At 62.2% G+C, this 17,771-nt stretch carries 13 protein-coding genes; all 13 read left to right on the forward strand.

Annotated elements, in window-relative coordinates; translation table 11 throughout:
- Positions 1-5: 5 nt before the first annotated feature.
- The 13 genes from flgK (at position 6) to DBO85_RS19465 (ending at position 17,594) form a co-directional block, all read left to right on the forward strand.
- On the forward strand, positions 6-2,048 hold the full coding sequence (gene flgK, locus DBO85_RS12970; protein WP_108107700.1) for a flagellar hook-associated protein FlgK: 2,043 nt from the start codon (positions 6-8) through the stop codon (positions 2,046-2,048).
- A 14-nt stretch (positions 2,049-2,062) separates the two neighbouring features.
- Complete coding sequence (locus tag DBO85_RS12975) at positions 2,063-3,739, forward strand: flagellar hook-associated protein 3 (protein ID WP_108107701.1); 1,677 nt, start codon at positions 2,063-2,065, stop codon at positions 3,737-3,739.
- A gap of 135 nt (positions 3,740-3,874) precedes the next feature.
- Entirely contained in the window at positions 3,875-4,690 is an 816-nt protein-coding gene (locus DBO85_RS12980; protein ID WP_158268898.1) for an NTP transferase domain-containing protein, read from the forward strand.
- Positions 4,687-5,085 carry a ParB N-terminal domain-containing protein gene (locus DBO85_RS12985; protein ID WP_108107703.1) on the forward strand — a complete coding sequence of 133 codons (399 nt, stop codon included), beginning with the start codon at positions 4,687-4,689 and terminating at the stop codon, positions 5,083-5,085. The genes DBO85_RS12980 and DBO85_RS12985 overlap by 4 nt, the downstream gene beginning before the upstream one ends.
- A complete protein-coding gene (locus DBO85_RS12990) occupies positions 5,082-5,750 on the forward strand; it encodes a phosphocholine cytidylyltransferase family protein (protein ID WP_108107704.1) in 669 nt (222 codons plus the stop codon). Before DBO85_RS12985 ends, DBO85_RS12990 begins: the two co-directional genes overlap by 4 nt.
- On the forward strand, positions 5,747-7,000 hold the full coding sequence (locus tag DBO85_RS12995) for a DUF711 family protein (protein WP_108107705.1): 1,254 nt from the start codon (positions 5,747-5,749) through the stop codon (positions 6,998-7,000). Before DBO85_RS12990 ends, DBO85_RS12995 begins: the two co-directional genes overlap by 4 nt.
- Positions 6,997-7,698 (forward strand): class I SAM-dependent methyltransferase, encoded by a 702-nt coding sequence (locus DBO85_RS13000; RefSeq protein ID WP_158268899.1) that lies wholly within the window; start codon positions 6,997-6,999, stop codon positions 7,696-7,698. The genes DBO85_RS12995 and DBO85_RS13000 overlap by 4 nt, the downstream gene beginning before the upstream one ends.
- The gene (locus DBO85_RS13005) at positions 7,698-8,450 is read left to right on the forward strand and encodes an aspartate/glutamate racemase family protein (RefSeq protein ID WP_108107707.1); all 753 of its coding nucleotides are present in this window, start codon (positions 7,698-7,700) and stop codon (positions 8,448-8,450) included. Before DBO85_RS13000 ends, DBO85_RS13005 begins: the two co-directional genes overlap by 1 nt.
- A gap of 132 nt (positions 8,451-8,582) precedes the next feature.
- Positions 8,583-10,379 carry a methyltransferase domain-containing protein gene (locus tag DBO85_RS13010; protein ID WP_108107708.1) on the forward strand — a complete coding sequence of 599 codons (1,797 nt, stop codon included), beginning with the start codon at positions 8,583-8,585 and terminating at the stop codon, positions 10,377-10,379.
- A complete protein-coding gene (locus DBO85_RS13015; protein ID WP_108107709.1) occupies positions 10,376-10,840 on the forward strand; it encodes an acyltransferase in 465 nt (154 codons plus the stop codon). Before DBO85_RS13010 ends, DBO85_RS13015 begins: the two co-directional genes overlap by 4 nt.
- 1 nt (position 10,841) lies before the next feature.
- On the forward strand, positions 10,842-11,951 hold the full coding sequence (locus DBO85_RS13020) for a DegT/DnrJ/EryC1/StrS family aminotransferase (RefSeq protein ID WP_108107710.1): 1,110 nt from the start codon (positions 10,842-10,844) through the stop codon (positions 11,949-11,951).
- A 143-nt stretch (positions 11,952-12,094) separates the two neighbouring features.
- Positions 12,095-12,505, forward strand: coding sequence for a sugar 3,4-ketoisomerase (locus DBO85_RS13025; protein WP_108107711.1), 411 nt, complete (start codon positions 12,095-12,097; stop codon positions 12,503-12,505).
- Positions 12,506-12,572: 67 nt separating this feature from the next.
- The gene (locus tag DBO85_RS19465; protein ID WP_233356606.1) at positions 12,573-17,594 is read left to right on the forward strand and encodes a glycosyltransferase; all 5,022 of its coding nucleotides are present in this window, start codon (positions 12,573-12,575) and stop codon (positions 17,592-17,594) included.
- The last annotated feature ends 177 nt before the right edge of the window (positions 17,595-17,771 follow it).

Here is a 17,771-nt window from a genome sequence, read left to right on the forward strand (position 1 = left end):
GAATCATGGCTGATCTTCTGAACATAGGCCTGTCGGGCCTTTCGGCGAACAAGACCGCGCTGGCGGTAACCGGGCACAACATCACTAACGTGAACACGCCCGGCTTTACCCGTCAGGACTCGATCCAGGCAACCCGTATTCCGCAATTCAGCGGCGCCGGCTACATCGGTTCAGGCACCACGCTGGTGGACGTGCGCCGCATCTACAACGAGTTCCTGACCACCCAGGTACGCAGCAGCACGGCGCTGAACAGCGATGTGAAGTCCTATCTGAGTCAGATCAACCAGCTCGACTCGCTGCTGGCCGGCAGTACCACCGGTATCACGCCGGGTATGCAGCGCCTGTTTGCATCCCTGCAGACCGCCGCCGAAGACCCTGCGAACATTCCGGCCCGGCAGTTGGTGCTGTCCGAGGCCGAGGGTCTGGCCAAGCGCTTCAACACTGTCTATGACCGGCTTTACGAGCAGAACCAGTTCATCAACAAGCAGCTTTCGGCGGTCACCGAACAGGTCAACCAACTGGCGACGTCGATAGCCGGATACAACGATGCGATTGCTGTCGCGGCGGCCAACGGCAAGGCGCCCAACGATCTTCTCGATGCCCGGGAAGAGGCGGTGCGCAAGCTGTCCGAGTTCATTGGCGTCACCGTGGTTGCGCAGGATGACAATACCTACAACCTGTTCATCGGCTCGGGTCAGCCGCTGGTGGTGGGACCGAAGGCGGCGCGCCTGGACGTGGTCCCCGGTCAGTCCGATCCGCTGCGCAGCGAAGTACAGTTCGTCAGCGGCAATGCCCGTCAGGGCATCACCTCGCTGATTACCGGCGGCGAGATGGGCGGCCTGATTCGCTACCGCGAGGATGTACTCGACAGCACACTCAACTCGGTGGGGCGGCTGGCTCTGGTGCTGGCCGATCAGGTCAATTCCCAGCTCGGCCAGGGGCTTGATCTGAAAGGCAACTTCGGTCAGCCGCTGTTCCGCGATATCAATGACATCAACTTCGTTCAGCAGCGCAGTCTCGCCCGCCTGGGCAACAGCGATCCGACGGCCAATCTGACCACCCGGATCGAGAACGCCGGACAGCTGACCACCAGCGACTATCAGGTCGAGTTTCTCAACGGCACCGATTACCAGATTCGTCGGGTGTCCGATGGCCAACTGATGACCTGGGATGACGACAACGATCCGCTGACTGCCCCCGTCAGTACCTTTGCAATTGGCGCTGCGCCTGGGCCGACCATTGACGGCTTCTCGCTGAGTATCGCCTCCGGTACCTTCGCCGCTGGCGATCGCTTCCTCATCACGCCGACGCGCAACGCCGGCAGCACCATGCAGAGCACGCTGAAACAGGCGGAAGAGCTCGCTTTCGCGCTGCCGCTGAAGTCGGATACCAGCCCGGCGAACATTGGTACCGGCAGCATCACTCAGCCGACCCTGACTACGCGCATCGACATCTACGACCCGGCCGCACAGGCTGCGTTGCAGACCAGCCTGCGGGATACTCCGCCGCTGCGGATCGTCTTCACCAGCGAGACGGACTACGAGGTCTACGACATCGGCGGTGCGCTGGTCGGCAGCAACACCATAGTGCCGGGACAGAACAACACCCAGCAGGTGACCGCCGGTACGCCACCGTTCACCTTCGAGTTCACGCTCAGCGGTCGGCCTACCACTGGCGACAACTTCACCATCGCCTTCAATACCGCCGGCGTCTCCGATAACCGCAATGCCTTGCAGCTGGTCGGTTTGCAGAGCCGCGCGACGGTCGGCATCGATCCCAACTTCCCTGGCACCACCGGTGCCAACTTCACCGATGCCTACGGCGATCTGGTGGAGCGGGTCGGTACCCTGACCAGCCAGGCGCGGGTTGACCAGGAGGCAACCGGTGCCATTCTCAAACAGGCGACCGACAACCGCGACTCGGTGTCGGCAGTCAGCCTCGATGAAGAGGCCGCCAAGCTCATCCAGTTCGAACAGTATTACCAGGCGTCGGCACAGATCATTCAAGTCGCGCGTAATCTGTTCGATACCCTGATCAACTCCTTCTGACGGCGGGCAGCCTCATGGTCATGCGCATATCCTCGATCCAGGCCTTCAACAACGGCGTCAATGGAGTCGGGCGCAACTATGCCAACGTGATTCGCACCCAGGAGCAGATCAGCAGTGGCAACCGCATTCTCACCCCGGCGGACGATCCGGTGGCCTCGGTGCGCCTGCTTCAGCTGGAGCAGCAGCAGGCCCTGCTCGGCCAGTACAAGGACAACCTGACGGCGGCCAAGAACAGCCTCAATCAGGAAGAAGCGACGCTCAACTCGGTGAACGTGGTTCTGCAGCGAATCCGCGAGCTGGCGGTGCAGGCCGGCGGCGGTGCGCTGTCCGCGGAGGACCGCAAGTCCATCGCCAAGGAACTGAGCGAACGTGAAAACGAGCTGCTCAACCTGATGAACAGCCGTAACGCCCGTGGCGAGTACCTGTTCTCGGGCAATCTGGGCAAGACCGAGCCGTTCATTCGCAATCCCGACGGCACCTACTCCTACTACGGCGATGAAGGCCAGCGCAGTCTGCAGGTGGCAGGCTCGAGCACTGTGGCCATCAACGATAACGGCAGGCGGCTGTTCGAGAACGTGACCAACGCCAACCGGGTGGTGAATGCCGGAGGGGTCAACAACCCGGCGCTGGCGGGGCAGGTTCCCCCCTTGCCCGGTACCACCATCGCGCCGGTGGCCGCAGCCGATCAGCGGGTCTTCATGTCGGCCGGGCTGGTCGAGGACAACAACGCCTTCAATTCCAGCTTCCGCGGGGGCGAGCCCTATTCACTGGTGTTCGTCAGCGGCAACGAGTTCCGCATGTACGACGGCGCCGGCGCCGATGTGACATCGGAGATTCCTGGTAGCGGACGCATCGATCCGCTGGCCAGTGGCGGCAATACCATCAACTTCCGCGGCATGCGCTTTCAGTTGGACGTGATCCTCAAGGATGGCGACAACGCCCTCGATCTGGACAACCTGCTGGCCAATACGGCAACTCCGGGTACGCCGGGAGCGGGTACCCACAGTTTCACCCTGCAGGCCACGCCTACCGAATTCGCCGTCACCCGTTCCTCGACCAACGCGTCCACCGCGGTCGTCGGCAATGGCAGCGTCACGACGCCTGCGACTTTCAACGCTCAGTTCCCCACCTCGGGGGTGGTGCTGCGCTTCAACGGCACCGACTTCGAAGCCTTTGCTCAGCCCTATCGCGCGGGCAATCCGGTACTGGCGACGGCGCCGATCACCGCAGGCCCTCCGGATACGGTCAGCCTGTTCGGTGCCTCCCTGCAGGTAAGCGGAACACCGGTTGCGGGTGACGAATTCAACGTCCAGCCGCAGTTCCAGGAACAGCGCAGCATCCTCAATTCGGTGGCACGTCTGCGTCAGGCGCTGGAATCCTCGCCTACCTCGCAGAACGGCAATCTGGCCGTGCGCGACGAGGTCGCCATTGCGCTGAAGAACTTCGACAACAGCATCGGCCAGGTGCTGGAAGTGCAGACCGAGATCGGTGCCCGGTTGAATCTGATCGATACCACCGAAACCGACAACGAGTCGGTCACGCTGGTCAACAAGGGAGTCCAGGCCGAACTGCGCGAGCTGGATTATGCCGAGGCGTTATCGCGCCTCTCGTTCCAGACCATCGTGCTGGAGGCGGCGCAGCAGAGCTATGTGAAGATCGCCGGCCTCAACCTGTTCAATCAGCTGCGTTAGGGCCTCCTGTAGCTTTCTGGCCAGTTTCTTGCTCTGGTCGGCTACAGTGTTCGAAGTGTCAGAAAACTGACCCGGATGCCGCCCGGCGCGGCGTGGCTCAGTGGAGCACTTCGGCGAACATGGCGAGGCTCATTGATGATGGCGAAATCCGATATCGCGCCACCTGGCGTCATCCTGCTGTCTGCGGGACGTGGCAGCCGCATGCTGCCACTGACTGAAGGCATCCCGAAAAGCCTGCTGCCGGTCGGTGACCGACTGGTGCTGGACTGGCTGATCGAAGCGGTTATCGAGCGTACGACCGGGGAAGTCGTGGTGGTGACCGGCTATGCGGCCGAGAAAGTGGTAGTGCACCTGTCTTCACGTTTCGGTTCACGCGTAGCCACCGTCCACAACGAACGTTACGTCGACGACGTCAACATCCTCTCGGTCGAGCTTGGCGTCGCAGCTCTGAAATACCCGGAACGCGGTTATCTCATCGTCGAAACCGATCTCTTGCTGGACCGGTGTGCCTGGGACCAGGTGTTCAGTGTCGTGAACGATGCTGCGCCGCTTTCCTGCTGGGTGTGCGATGGCTTTTACAATCCGCAGCTGACCGGCGGCATCGTTCACGCCGACCCCAATGGGCGGATAGATGCCGTGGCCTATCAGCCTGTTTATGATCCCGCCTTTGACGGTTGGCCGAAAATGGTTGGCCTGTTGCTGGTCGGGCCGAAACAGGTCGAGGAGGATCGACGTCTGCGTCGTGCTGCAATCGAGCAGAGCATTGCCCAGTATTACCTGATGCCATGGCGTGAGGGGATTGCCTGCTTGCCCAGCCGGGTACTACAACTGCAGGGTGGCTTCGCCCGCTCGTTCAATACCGAAAATGACTTTTACCGGGCGCGCGCCGATTTTCTTGCGCAGAGCCATAGCAGCACCCCGAATAACAAAGAGAAGGTGACCAGCGCGTGAGTGGTGTAGCGGAGATAGTTCGAGTGCCCGTGGAGAACCTGCGTCATATCGAGGGCTTCAGCGCCAAGCGCGTCGACTGGCTGGTTCGCAAGATTCAGAGTGAAGGTGTCTGGAGCAAGCCGTTGGCGCTGGACGACGAGCATGGTCTGGTACTGGATGGCCAGCACCGGATGGAGGCGGCCAAGCGCCTAGGGCTGAAATGGGTGCCGGCGGTGCGCTATCACTACGCGGACGTCGACGTCTGGAGCCTGCGCCCTAATCATAGTTTCGACTGGCAACTGGTGACCAACCGCGCCCTGGCCGGCACGCCCTATCCCTACAAGACGGTGAAACACCGTTTTCCCGGCGAGGGCCTGCCTGCCTGCAGTTTTCAGCTTGCTGAGCTGATGCAATGAGCACTGTGTCCCGGGCCATCATTCTGGCGGCAGGAAAGAGTCTGCAGCTGGACGGTGAGAGCAAGGCGCTGATTCGCCATCCGGTTACCGGCAGGACCATTCTCGACTATGCGATAGAGGCGTTCGCGGGCAAACGCATCACCGTGGTGGTTGGCTTCCGCGCGATCCAGATCATGCAGGCCTATCCGCAACTGGACTTCGTGCACAATCCCGAGTGGGCGTTGACCAACAATGCCATGAGCCTGGGTCTGGCACTGAATGACGAGCCGAGTTACGTGGTCTCCGGAGACATCTTTCTCGATCCGGCGCTGATTCGCCGGCTGGATGCAGAGGCGGACGATCTGGTACTCACCTCCGATCGGGAGAAACGCAGCCTTTCCGCCATTCACTGTGTGCTGGGTGATGCAGGGGAGGTGGTGGAGGCCTATCAGGGCCCGATTCGCAGCATGCTGCATCCCGAATCCGTGGGTCTGTTCAAGATCTCCTCGCCCGAGCTGCTGCGGCAATGGCGCAGGCGTTGCGTCGAGCACGCCAACCTGTTCGCCGGTCAGCTACTGCCGTGCGATAGCGCTGCGATCAAGGCGGTGCCTCTGCTTGACGAGCTGTATTACGAAGTCAACACGCCCACCGACTACCTCGAGCTGATCGAGGCTACACGCCCATGATTCGTTCGCTGACCATTGGTGTGCCGATCTTTGATCGGGCCAAGCCCGAACTGGTCCAGCAGCTGAGCCGGTTGCGCGTCGAGTCGGAAGCGCTGAGTGCCGAGCTGGGTATCGAGCTGCGCACGGTGAGGTTGACGCTGCCACCGCCCCAGGTGGATGCGGAGGCCGCTCCGGGAGTCTTGCGTTCGATAGTCGAGATGGTCCGCGAGCTGGCGGATGTTGCTGGCGCGCGCTGGTACTGCATGCCGATCGACCTGTTTGCCAGCCGCGGGCGTCAGGCGTTGCTGGACGAAGCGCAGGCCCTTGTCGTGCGCGACAACAAGCTGTTCCTCAATCTCATCGTGGCCACGCCGGAGGCGATCTCGATGGACGGTGCGGAGGCGGCCAGCCGGTTCGTGCTCGGCCTGGCCCGGCGCAGCAACAACGGCATCGACAACTTTCGCGTGGGGGTCTCGGCCGCCTGCCCGCCGGCAACACCGTTCTTCCCGTTTTCCCGCCACGAGGGCGATCAACTGGCGTTCAGCATTGCCATGGAAACCACTGCGGTCGCCCTGGCGCTGGCCGAGGAGGCCCGTCGTCAGCGGCTGTCTCTGGCGGAGTTTCAGAACCGGCTGATCGAGGGACTGGCATGCGAGATGGGCAGGGTGGACGCCTACGGTCGTGAACTGGAAAGCCGTTCCGGTATCGCCTACCGAGGGCTGGACGGCTCGCTGGCGCCTTTCCCCGACGGCGTTACCTCAGTGGCTCGCCTGGTCGAGCTGCTCGGCCCCACGCCGGTCGGCAGTCTGGGCAGCATCTTCATCACCAGCGTCCTGACCGATGCGCTCAAGCAGGCCGCGCAGCGCGCCGGAGCGCGCACGGTCGGTTTCAACGGCGTGATGTACTCGGTGCTCGAGGACAATGGCCTGACCGAAGCCAACAACCTGCGCGCCCTGAGCCTGGAAAAGCTTGCCGCGCTGTCGACTGTCTGCGGTTGCGGCATCGACATGGTGCCGGTTCCGGCAACCATGTTCGGTGAGGACCTGAGTGCCTTGATCCTGGATATTGCCGCGCTTGCCGTGCGCCTGCGCAAGCCTCTGGGGGTTCGGCTGCTGCCTATCCCCAACCGTGCGGTGAACGAGTACACCCAGCTGAATCTGGATTTTCTTTGCGACAGCCGTCTCATGGACCCGGGTATCAGCGCATCCAAACCCATCTTGTGCGAACCGGTATGGCGCTATGCCGCCGACCGGCAGAAGGAGCAGCAATGATAGATCCGGACAAGGTCAAGCGCTTCTGGCAGGGCAGGGCTGCGGTGGTCGGCAAGGTCGCCTTCGAGTCCGTGGCGAACCTGGAGCAGGATCAGCGCAATCTGCAGCTCAAGATCGACGATGAAACAGCGAAGGTCTTCGACTGGCTGCCGGACGTGGCCGGCCTGTCGGTGCTGGATCTGGGCGCGGGTGTCGGTCAGTGGACGTTTCGCTTTGCCGAGCGCGGGGCAAGTCGGGTACTGGCCGTGGAGTATGCGCAGGGGCTTGCGGAAGTCGGTGCGGCAGAGGCTGGCAGGCGGGGCTTGAGCCAGGTCGAGTTTCTGGTGTGTTCGGCGGAAGATTTCGATACACCCGAGACGTTCGATCTGGTCTACATCTCGGGGCTTTTCGTCTACCTGAACGATGATCAGGCGGAGCGCTTGCTGGATCGTGTCATCCGCTTCGTTCGGCCGGGCGGCTTGTTGATGGTTCGGGATGGAACCGGTGTGACAGTGCGTCACGAAATCGATGACCGTTTCTCCGAGCATCTTGGTGAGCACTATTCGGCAACCTACCGCACGCGCGACCACTATCTGGCTGCGGTGGAGGGGCGGGGCTTCGAACTGCTGCGTGACGAGAACATGTTCGAAGAGGGGCATCCGCTGAACAAGTATCCCGAGACGCGGCTGCGTCTTTTCCTGTTTCGGAAACCCGCCTGATGCCGCTGATTCTGCCGGTCGATGATGCTGTGAGCTGGCCTGTCGACGAGGGTGTGATCGGCGTCGTGGGCGTGGCTCCCTGGGCCACCATCGACTTTCTCCGGGCGCTCTACCTGCAGGTGGCTGCGGAAAAGGACTGGCATTACCCGCGGGTGCTCTGCGATATCAATACCAAGCTGCCCAGTCGTGGCCGCCATCTGCAGCTGGGCGAGCGTGATCCGTCACCCTTCATCGCCGAGACCATTGCCGAGCTGGCGCACCAGGGCGCGAGCCTGGTGGTCGTGCCCTGCAATACCGCGCACATTCTTTACCCGGCCTGGGCTGCCGACGCGCCTGTTGCCGTGCCGAGCATAGTGCAGGCGTCCGTGGCGGCCGTTGCCGGAGCTTCAGGGCAGGTGGCGGTATTCGCCTCCCGTTCGGTTTACCAGCATGGCCTTTATGAGAAGGCGTTGAGCGCGGCCGGGTTGAGCATGGCGGTCTTGAGCACACAACAGATTGCGCTTGTCGATGCGCTGATCGCTGCGGTAAAGGTCGCTGGTCATGTCCCGCTCGAGCTGTTGCCGCAGGTCGAGAGCCTGCTGGCGGGACTGGCGGAGCGGGGTGTGGGTGCGTTGATTCTCGGCTGTACCGAGCTTGCCGAGCTGGCACCGCTGGGTCGTCGTCATCTTTCCTGCGTGGTCGATTCGAATGCGGCGCTGGCCCGGGCGGCGTTGCTCGGGATAGGTATGCAGCCGTCCAGCGGCGATGCATGACGGATACCTGCGCTGCGGGAGATTGCGCGGCATGCTCGTAGGCGCTTCGAGTTCAGAACAACAGGCAGCCGGGTCGAGCCAGACGGCAGCGGTGAGCCAATCAACTATTGAGTGCCAGCTACAGGATTCGCTATGAGCAACGTTAAAGGTGAACTGTCCCATCGCTTCTGGCAGCAGGCATCGAACTCCAAGCTGGCTGCCCCCGAGATGTATGCCCTGCAGCATCAGATCCTGAATACCTATGTCCTGCCCCTGCTGCCTCAAGGTGGGCGTTTGCTTGACGTCGGCTGCGCCGATGGCGAATTCACCGAGGTGCTGGCGCGGGACTGCAGTGAGGCACTGGGCATAGATCTGTCAGCCAATCTTATCGAGCAGGCCCGGCAGCGGAGCGGCGCGAACCTGCGTTTCGAGGTGGGCGATATCACCAGCGCCGGCATCGACGGCCGCTACGAGCGGCTGGCAAGCATGGGTCTGTTCTCCTGCCTGGTGCGGCAGGAGGACTTTTCCCGGGTCGCGAAGATGATGGTGGATGCCTTGCAGCCAGGTGGGTACCTGGTGCTGAAGGATTCGCTGATGCTCGACGGCGAGCCCGAACGCTACTACTGCGACGACCATTACGAGGCGATCTATCGTGAGGAAGCGCGTTATCTGAACGAGTTTCTGGGTTACGGGTTGCGGCTGGTTCAGCGCTTCCCGCTGGCACGCGGCAGCCAGGCCGGGCAGGTAAGTGTGTTGTACGTTCTGCATGCTCCGCCGACCACGGCGATAACGGTGCCTTCTCAGGTGCAGGCCTCTGCTGAAAGCAGACTGAAGGTTGCGATTCTCCACCAGCTATCGGAATCATGGGGTAACGTCAGCAGCCTCTGGCGAGCGCTTGAGCAAGACGACTCGATAGATGCCCGCGTGATCCTGCTGCCGTTTCTACATGCCGACTACAACTGGAGCAGGCAAGCTTCGCAGCGCTATCTGGATCGCCTGGGTATTCCCTACGTGGTCTGGGATGAGCTCGATCATGAGTCGAGCTGTTTCGACGCGGTGTTCTTCACCTCGCCCTACGACATCACCCGTCCCTTGCCCTACCAGTTTTACTCGCTGCAGCAGCGTGTCCGCTTCACTGCCTACATCCCCTATGGTCTGGAGGTCGGGGGTGGGGACGAGAATCTGGTGCACCAGTATGGGCAGCCGGTCGCCATGCATGCTTCAGCAGTCTATGTGCGCTCTGACGGCGCCCGGGCGATGTACAGCCGGCATTGCCCGACGGGGGACGGGCATGTGGTGGTTTCCGGCCATCCGCGCATGGACGGGCTGGCGGATCTGGACAGTTTCCCGATAGATCCGGAGCTGCTTGAGCAGATCGGCTCGCGTCGTGCGGTGCTGTGGAATGCGCATTTTTCCTTCGACGCGGATCAGTGGTCGACTTTCGATCTGCTGGCGCTGGATATCTTCAACTCGTTTGCGGAGCGCCCCGATCTGGCGCTGCTGTTCCGACCCCATCCGCTGCTGTGGCAGCGGCTGGTCAATCTGGGATTGCTGGATGCGGCCGGCATCGCCTCTTTGCGGCAGGAGCTGGGTGAAAGGGGCGTGATCATCGACGAGCGTCCGGATCATCGTCACGCATTCGCTGCCAGCTGCGCGATGATGAGCGATACCGGCTCCTTTCTGATGGAGTATCTCGTCACTGGCAAACCCGTGCTGTACCTGGTCAATCCGCACGGGCTCGGTTTGAACGAGGAGGGCGAAGCCGTCGTGCGCTACTACGATCAAGCCGAGGATGCGAAGGGCGTGGCCGCGTTCCTGGATGGACTGGATGGGCGGCCCGAGGATGACATGCAGCGCCGCAAGGCCGTGATACCGGAGTTCTTTGCCGGGTTCGACGGGCAGGCGGGGCAGCGTATCGTCGCTCACATGAAGAAGGTGCTTGGCGCATGACCATGATTCACCCCCTGGCCGATGTGCAGTCTGTCGCGATTGGCGACGGGACTCGCATCTGGCAGTTCGTGATTGTTCTGGCGGGTGCTCGCATTGGCGCGGAGTGCAACATCAACGCCCATTGCTTCATCGAAAACGATGTCGTGCTTGGTGATCGGGTAACCGTTAAGTGCGGTGTGTATCTGTGGGATGGGCTGCGCGTGGCGGACGATGTGTTCATCGGTCCGAACGCGACGTTTACCAATGACCGCCTGCCGCGCTCCAAGCGCTACCCCGAGCACTTTCCGCAGACCGTGATCGAGCGCGGGGCTTCGATCGGTGCCGCTGCCGTCGTACTACCTGGTCTGACCATAGGCGCTGGCGCCATGGTGGGCGCCGGTGCGGTTGTCACTCGCGACGTGCCTGCCCGAGCCCTGGTGGTGGGCAATCCTGCACGTATCGTGCGTTATCTGGATGAATGACATGTTTCCTTTCCTCGATCTGGCTGGTCTCAATCGGCGCGATGAAAGCGCCCTGACCGAAGCCTTTCAACGGGTGCTGCGCTCCGGCTGGTACGTACTGGGCGCCGAGGTCTCCGCTTTCGAAAGCGAATACGCCAACGCCTGCGGCGTCCGCCATGCGGTCGGAGTAGGCAACGGTCTGGATGCCCTGACCCTGATGCTGCGCGGCTACCTGCAGCTGGGCCGCCTGGAGGAAGGGGACGAGGTGATCCTGCCGGACAACAGCTTCATCGCTACCGCCCTGGCCGTCAGTGAGGCGGGGCTGGTGCCCATCCTGGTGGAGCCAGATGCGAACACCTTCAACATCGACCCGATCGCCGTCGAATCGGCAATCGGCCCGCGGACTCGCGCGATCATTGCCGTCCACCTGTACGGGTGTCTCGCCGACATGGGCCGTCTGCGGAGTCTGGCCGATCAGCATGGCCTTCTGTTGCTTGAGGACGCTGCGCAGGCCCATGGCGCTCGGGATGAAGACGGCAGCGTTGCGGGTGCGCTCGGCGACGCCGCGGGTTTCAGCTTCTTTCCAGTGAAGAATCTGGGAGCGCTGGGGGATGCCGGCGCGCTGACCACTCAGGACGATGCCTTGGCCGAACAGGTGCGCAAGTTGCGCAACTACGGTTCCAGCCGCAAGTACATCCACGAGGTCCAGGGCGTCAATTCACGTCTTGACGAGCTGCAAGCTGCGCTGCTGCGCGTGAAGCTCGTAAGAATGGACCAGGACGCACAGGCGCGCCGTTATCTGGCGCGCCGTTATCTGGAAGGCATCGACAACCCGTTGCTGCGTCTGCCGCAGATGCCGGCGGTGACGGCCAGCCATGTCTGGCACCAGTTCGTCGTGCGCAGCCAACAGCGTGCAGCGCTGCAGGATCATCTGGAGCGCAACGGTGTGCCGAGTCTCATCCACTATCCCGTTCCGATCCATCTTCAGCAGGCCTATCGTCAGTACGCCGGGCTGGACCTGCCGGTCTCCACTCGCCTGGCGGATGAAGTGCTCAGTTTGCCTATGTACCCAGGCATGCCCGACGGCTGGGTCGAGAAAACCATCGAAGCGTGCAATTCCTTCCGCGGATGATGGCAAGCTGGTGCAAGTTTTGCTGGGAAGGCAAAAAAGCCGTACCACCCCCCCATTTTCCTGACGCGATGGCTGCCAGGCTCGACACCTGAGGGTGTGCGAGGCACGGCGGGATCGGGTTAAAAGCGTATTTGGAGCGCGACATGTCTCTTCAGCACTGCAAGCTCATTGATCTGCCCATCGTCGAGGATCGCCGCGGCAATCTGACCTTCATCGAAGGGGGCAAGCACATCCCCTTCGACATTCAGCGCGTCTATTACCTCTACGATGTCCCTGGGGGATCTCACCGGGGCGGTCATGCGCACAAGGGGCTTCACCAGCTCTTGATCGCGATGTCTGGAAGTTTCGACATCCTGCTGGATGATGGCCGCACCAAGTTCAAGTACCACCTGAACCGGTCCTACTATGGTCTTTACATTCCGCCAATGATCTGGCGCGAAATCGACAATTTTTCCAGTGGCTCGGTATGCATGGTGCTGGCGTCCGAGCACTACAGCGAGGACGACTACTACCGCGACTACGACCAGTTTTGCCAGGCTGCGCTCGGCCGGTAGCTGGCTGGGGCAGGAGCCCCTGAGTGCCTTCGCCATTCTTTAATTGTTCCAGACCGGAGCTTTCTGCATGCCCCAGGAAAGTCACCTGCAAGATGTGCTTGTCAACGCGCGGATCGTTCCGGCCCGCGCAGCCAAAGGCTGCGTGGAGCTGACTGAGCTGGCCGCTGCGTCAGCCTGGTCGCCGGCGCCGCTGGAGATGGTCGGGTTCTCCCTGCCGGACGGTGTGCGTCAGGCCGGACAGACCACGTTGCCGCAGTTGCGTGCGCGCTTCCACGACGTCCGGCTGGTGGCCGGAATGGCTGGTATCGGCGATGTGACCAATGCCGAATATGTCTGCGATAGCGTCCATGACAACCTGGGGCGAGTGAACAACGCCTGGTATGAGAAATATGGGCTGCTGTTCGACGATGCGGGGAACTGCAAGTTCTACTGTGGCAAGAACGAGCCTCTTCGAGTAGCCAATGCCATCAGTTTCTTCGGCTGGGAGAACCGGAACTACGCGCATTGGCTGAGCGAAAAACTGGGTCGCTTCTACTGGATCTCTCAGGCGGATCTGCCGGCCGACACAGTGCTCCTGGTGGAGGCGGGGCTACCTGCTTCGATCATGGACTCGCTGGCCATCTTCTGGCCGCGTGAGCGCACTCTCTGCGTTCAGCAGTGGCAAGCCTGCGATGTCGATGTCCTGCACCACTTCTCCGACACTGCAGACATCTGGGAGCCGCGCGAAGGCTATGTCTACCAGGGCGACGAATACCACCTGTACCCGACCGCCATTTCCTGGATGGCCGACCACGTCAAGAAGCACTGCAAGGCCGAGGAAGGCCATGGCAAGGCTTACCTGATCCGCCCGCCGGGAGGCAACGGCCGAGCCATCGTCAATCAGCAGGAGCTGGTCGTGCAACTGGGTGCCCAGGGCTTCCAGGCATTTCAACCGGAGTTGCTTGACCTTGCTTCGCAAGTGCGTGCCCTGGCGGCCTGTGAGCTCGCGATGCTCGGCTCTGGCGCCGCTGCGGCGAACCTGTTGTGGATGCCTAGGCAGGCGACGATGGTTGTCCTGATCCAGGACAACCCGCAGATGTGGTACTGGTTCTTTCACGCGCTTGCCGCAGCAGCGGGTGTGCGACTGGTCTACTACCCGGTGAGGGGGCTGCCTGGCACCCATGGCGTTATCTTTCATCGGGACGTCGAGGTGCCAGTGGGGCCTCTGCTTCGGTGGCTGGTCCGGGACGCCGAGCGAATTGCGCAGGGCAGTCTTGCGAATGTTCAGGACGGGTTGGCGCACGATGCGCAAGGCAATGTTCCGACTGCAACGGCGCTGGAGCGTCTGGGGGCTGGCCTTGCAAAGTTGCGCAGGGAGAAGGCGGCGCTGCGTGCCACGCCGCTGGTGAGTGTGTGTATTGCCGCCTACAACCACGAGGCATACATCGGCGAGGCGCTGGAGTCGGTTCTTGCCCAGAGCTACTCGAATATCGAGATTCTGGTTGTTGATGATGCCTCTGCGGACGGCAGCGCCGCTGTCATAGAGGGCTACGCAAGGCGTTATCCCGATCGCATCCGCGCTCTGGTGCTGAGCGAAAACGAGGGGCCTTCCCGTGCCGCGAATCGGCTTTTTGCCATGGCCCGGGGTGCCTTCGTCGCGCTGCTGGGCTCAGACGATCGCATGCTGCCGCAGCGCATCGAGCGCCAGGTTGCCCATCTTCTTGCGAACCTCGACTGCGTGGGCGTATTTACCGACATCGCGGTAATCGACGCACAAGGGCAGCGTCCCGGCGAGTCCTCCGGCGGGGAGGGGCTGTTCAATCAGCCGATCACCCACCTGCGTCGCCAGCTGTTGACCGGCAACTTCCTCAATGCCCCGTCGGCAATGGTGCGCCGCAGCGATCTGCTGGCTGCCGGTGGTTACGATCCGCTGCTGCGCTACGTGCAGGACTACGATCTGTGGGGGCGTCTGTTGCTGCGCGGCGAACTGGCCCGGCTACCGGAGTGCCTGACCGAATACCGAGTGCATGGCGCCAATCTGAGCATCTTCGGCCAGGACGGCCCAAACTTTGCGGCGCGCTGCGAGACGGTGGAAACGATAGTGCGCTTCGTGCGCAGCTGGCCGCTCGAAGCGATTTTGCCAGGCGTACCTGGCTCCGACGAGGAGCGCGCGCGCGGCCTGCTCGAACTGGCTGGCGTTCTGGAACTGGTGGACCGCAATTTCTTCGGCAAGCCGTCGCTGGGTTGTGCCCATGCCTATCAACTGATCCTCGAAGCTGGTCAGTTGCTGCCGCACCTGGCCTTGTCGGCCAAGCGGCATCTGGAGCGCTGCCTCGACGAGGGTTTCCATTCGCAGTGGCGGCCGTTTGCCTGGTTCGATGGTGCTGTGCCGGCCTGGTTCGCCGAGCACGGCCGCTACCTGGGCGCACCATCCGGCTCGAGCGAGCTCACCCGCTGGCTGGAGGCGCGGGTACCCACCGCCGAGCAGAGCCGGCTTATCGAGGGGTATCTGCAGGCGAATGCCGGCGGGCCGATGATTGCCGTGGTGATCCTCGATCTCGAGGGTGATACCAAGGCTCTGGCCCAGACCATCCGCAGTCTGAGCATCGAACAGGGCTGGTATGCCTCTGTGCGGATGCTGGCGCTGTCCACCGAGCCGGTGCCGGTTACCCGACGGGGCGGCAAGCTGCACATGTTGCAGGTCGATGCCGACAGCCATGTCGAGACCCTCAACGCCGAGCTGCGGCAAATGGATTTCAACTGGGTGATGCTGGTGCGGGCTGGGGAGACCTTTACTCCCAGTGGCTTGCTGATGACGGTGCTGGAGTTGATTGGCGCGCCGGACTGTCGTGCGGTGTACGCCGATGAGCTGCATCGGCTCCCCGGTGGACAGATGGGCGCAGCGTTCCGCCCGGGATTCAATCTCGACATGTTGTTGAGCTTTCCGGCGGGCATGGCGCGGCACTGGCTGTTCCAGCGCGAGGTGTTGCTGGAGACCGGTGGTTTCGATGCGCGCTATCCGGGCGCGCTGGAGTTCGATCTGCTGTTGCGCCTGATCGAGGCACAGGGCATGCAGGGACTCGGGCATATCGACGAGCCGTTGTTGGTCGCGCAGGCGCCGCAGCTACAGGACAACGCGGACGAGCAGGCCACACTGCAGCGCCACCTGGCTGTACGCGGCTATGCCAACGCCCGGTTGGTGCCGCATCTGCCGGGACGTTATCGCATCGACTACGGACACGGCTTGCAGCCGCTGATCTCGATCATCGTGCCGACCAAGGATCAACTGCCGATCCTGCAGCGCTGCGTCGAAAGCCTGCTGGAAAAGACCCGTTATCCCAACTACGAACTGCTTATCGTCGACAACGACAGCCAGACCGCCGAGGCGCAGGCCTGGCTGAACAGCGTCGAGGGCTGGGGCGAGGATCGGGTCCGCGTGCTGCGCTATCCGCATCCGTTCAACTATTCGGCGATCAACAACATGGCGGCCAGTGTCGCGCGCGGCGAGTATCTGGTGCTGCTCAACAACGACACCGCGATCCTGCGGGACGACTGGCTGGACGCGATGCTCAACCATGCCTTGCGTCCGGAGGTCGGGGTGGTCGGCGCCAAGCTTCTCTACCCCGATGGCCGCATCCAGCACGCGGGAGTGTTGCTTGGGCTTCGTGGCCCGGCCAACCATCCGTTCACCGATGAGGCTATGGATGCGCCTGGCTACATGCAGCGTTTACAGGTCGATCAGAACTACAGCGCAGTCACTGCTGCCTGTTTGATGATTCGCAAATCGCTGTATGAAGAGGTTGGAGGGCTCGACGAGGAAAACTTCAGGGTTTCTTACAACGATGTCGACCTCTGTCTCAAGACGCGGCAGGCCGGTTACCTGACCGTCTGGACGCCGCATGCAGTGGTGATGCACGAGGGCAGCGTCAGCCAGAAGAAGGTTGATGTGGCCGTGTTCGAGGCCAAGCGCAAACGCTTTCTCGCCGAGCAGGATGCGATGTACGAAAAGTGGCTGCCTTTGCTGGCGGCCGACCCTGCCTACAATCGCAACCTCTCGCGCGCCGGCAACGGCTTCGAGCTGGAAGGCGACACAGCGCTGACCTGGCGCCCGCTGACCTGGCGCCCGCTGCCGGTTGTGCTTGCCCATCCCGCCGATCCCTGGGGTTGCGGCAACTATCGGGTGATCAAGCCATTCGAGGCGCTGCGTGATGCTGGAATGGTGGACGGGATGCTGTCCCCAGGGCTGCTGCAAGTCGTCGACCTGGAGCGGTTCGATCCGGATGTGATCATCCTGCAGCGCCAGTTGGGCGATGAAAGGCTTGATGCGATGCGCCGGCTCAAGGCGTTCTCGCGGGCGTTCAAGGTCTACGAGCTGGATGACTATCTACCCAACCTGCCGCTCAAGAACCTGCACCGCGAGCAGATGCCCAAGGACCTGCTCAAGTCGCTGCGCAAGGGACTGAGCTTCGTCGACCGATTCGTGGTTTCCACCCAGCCCCTTGCCGAGGCTTTCGCCGGCCTGCACGAGGATATTCGCGTGGTCGAGAATCGCCTTCCTCTGGATTGGTGGCAGAACCTGCACGGGCAGCGACGTCGGGGTCGCAAGCCTCGCGTCGGCTGGGCCGGCGGTGTCAGTCATACCGGCGATCTCGAGCTGATCGTCGATGTCGTGCGAGAACTGGCGGATGAGGTCGAGTGGGTCTTCATGGGCATGTGTCCCGAGCAGATCCGACCCTATGTCCACGAAGCCCATGCCGGCGTCGACATTGAGGCCTACCCGGCGGCACTCGCCGCGCTGGATCTGGACCTTGCCCTGGCACCGGTGGAGCAGAATCTGTTCAACGAGTGCAAGAGCAATCTGCGCCTGCTCGAATATGGCGCCTGCGGGTTTCCGGTGATCTGCAGCGATATCCGCTGCTATCAGGGCGATCTGCCGGTGACGCGGGTGAAGAACCGTTTCAAGGACTGGGTGGAGGCGATCCGCATGCACCTGGCCGACCTGGATGCAACGGCCCGGCAGGGGGATGAGCTGCGCAACCGGGTGTTGAGGGACTGGATGCTCGAGGGAACGAACCTTGAGGCATGGAAATCCGCCTGGAGCGAGCGCTGACTCGGCCGATAAGCCTGGCTAAGCGCATCAGTGGCAGCCAAATGCCGTCAGGTATTTGGCGATCCCTCTAGGCGAGACGGTAAACCTGACTTATCTCTTTGTTTTGGATGAATAAAAAAAATCAAGAGAAAGTTGGAAAAAGCCGCTAAAGGATACCGCCGGAGCGCCGATACAAAT

Source organism: Pseudomonas mangrovi (assembly GCF_003052585.1).
GTDB classification, from domain to species: Bacteria; Pseudomonadota; Gammaproteobacteria; order Pseudomonadales; family Pseudomonadaceae; genus Aquipseudomonas; species Aquipseudomonas mangrovi.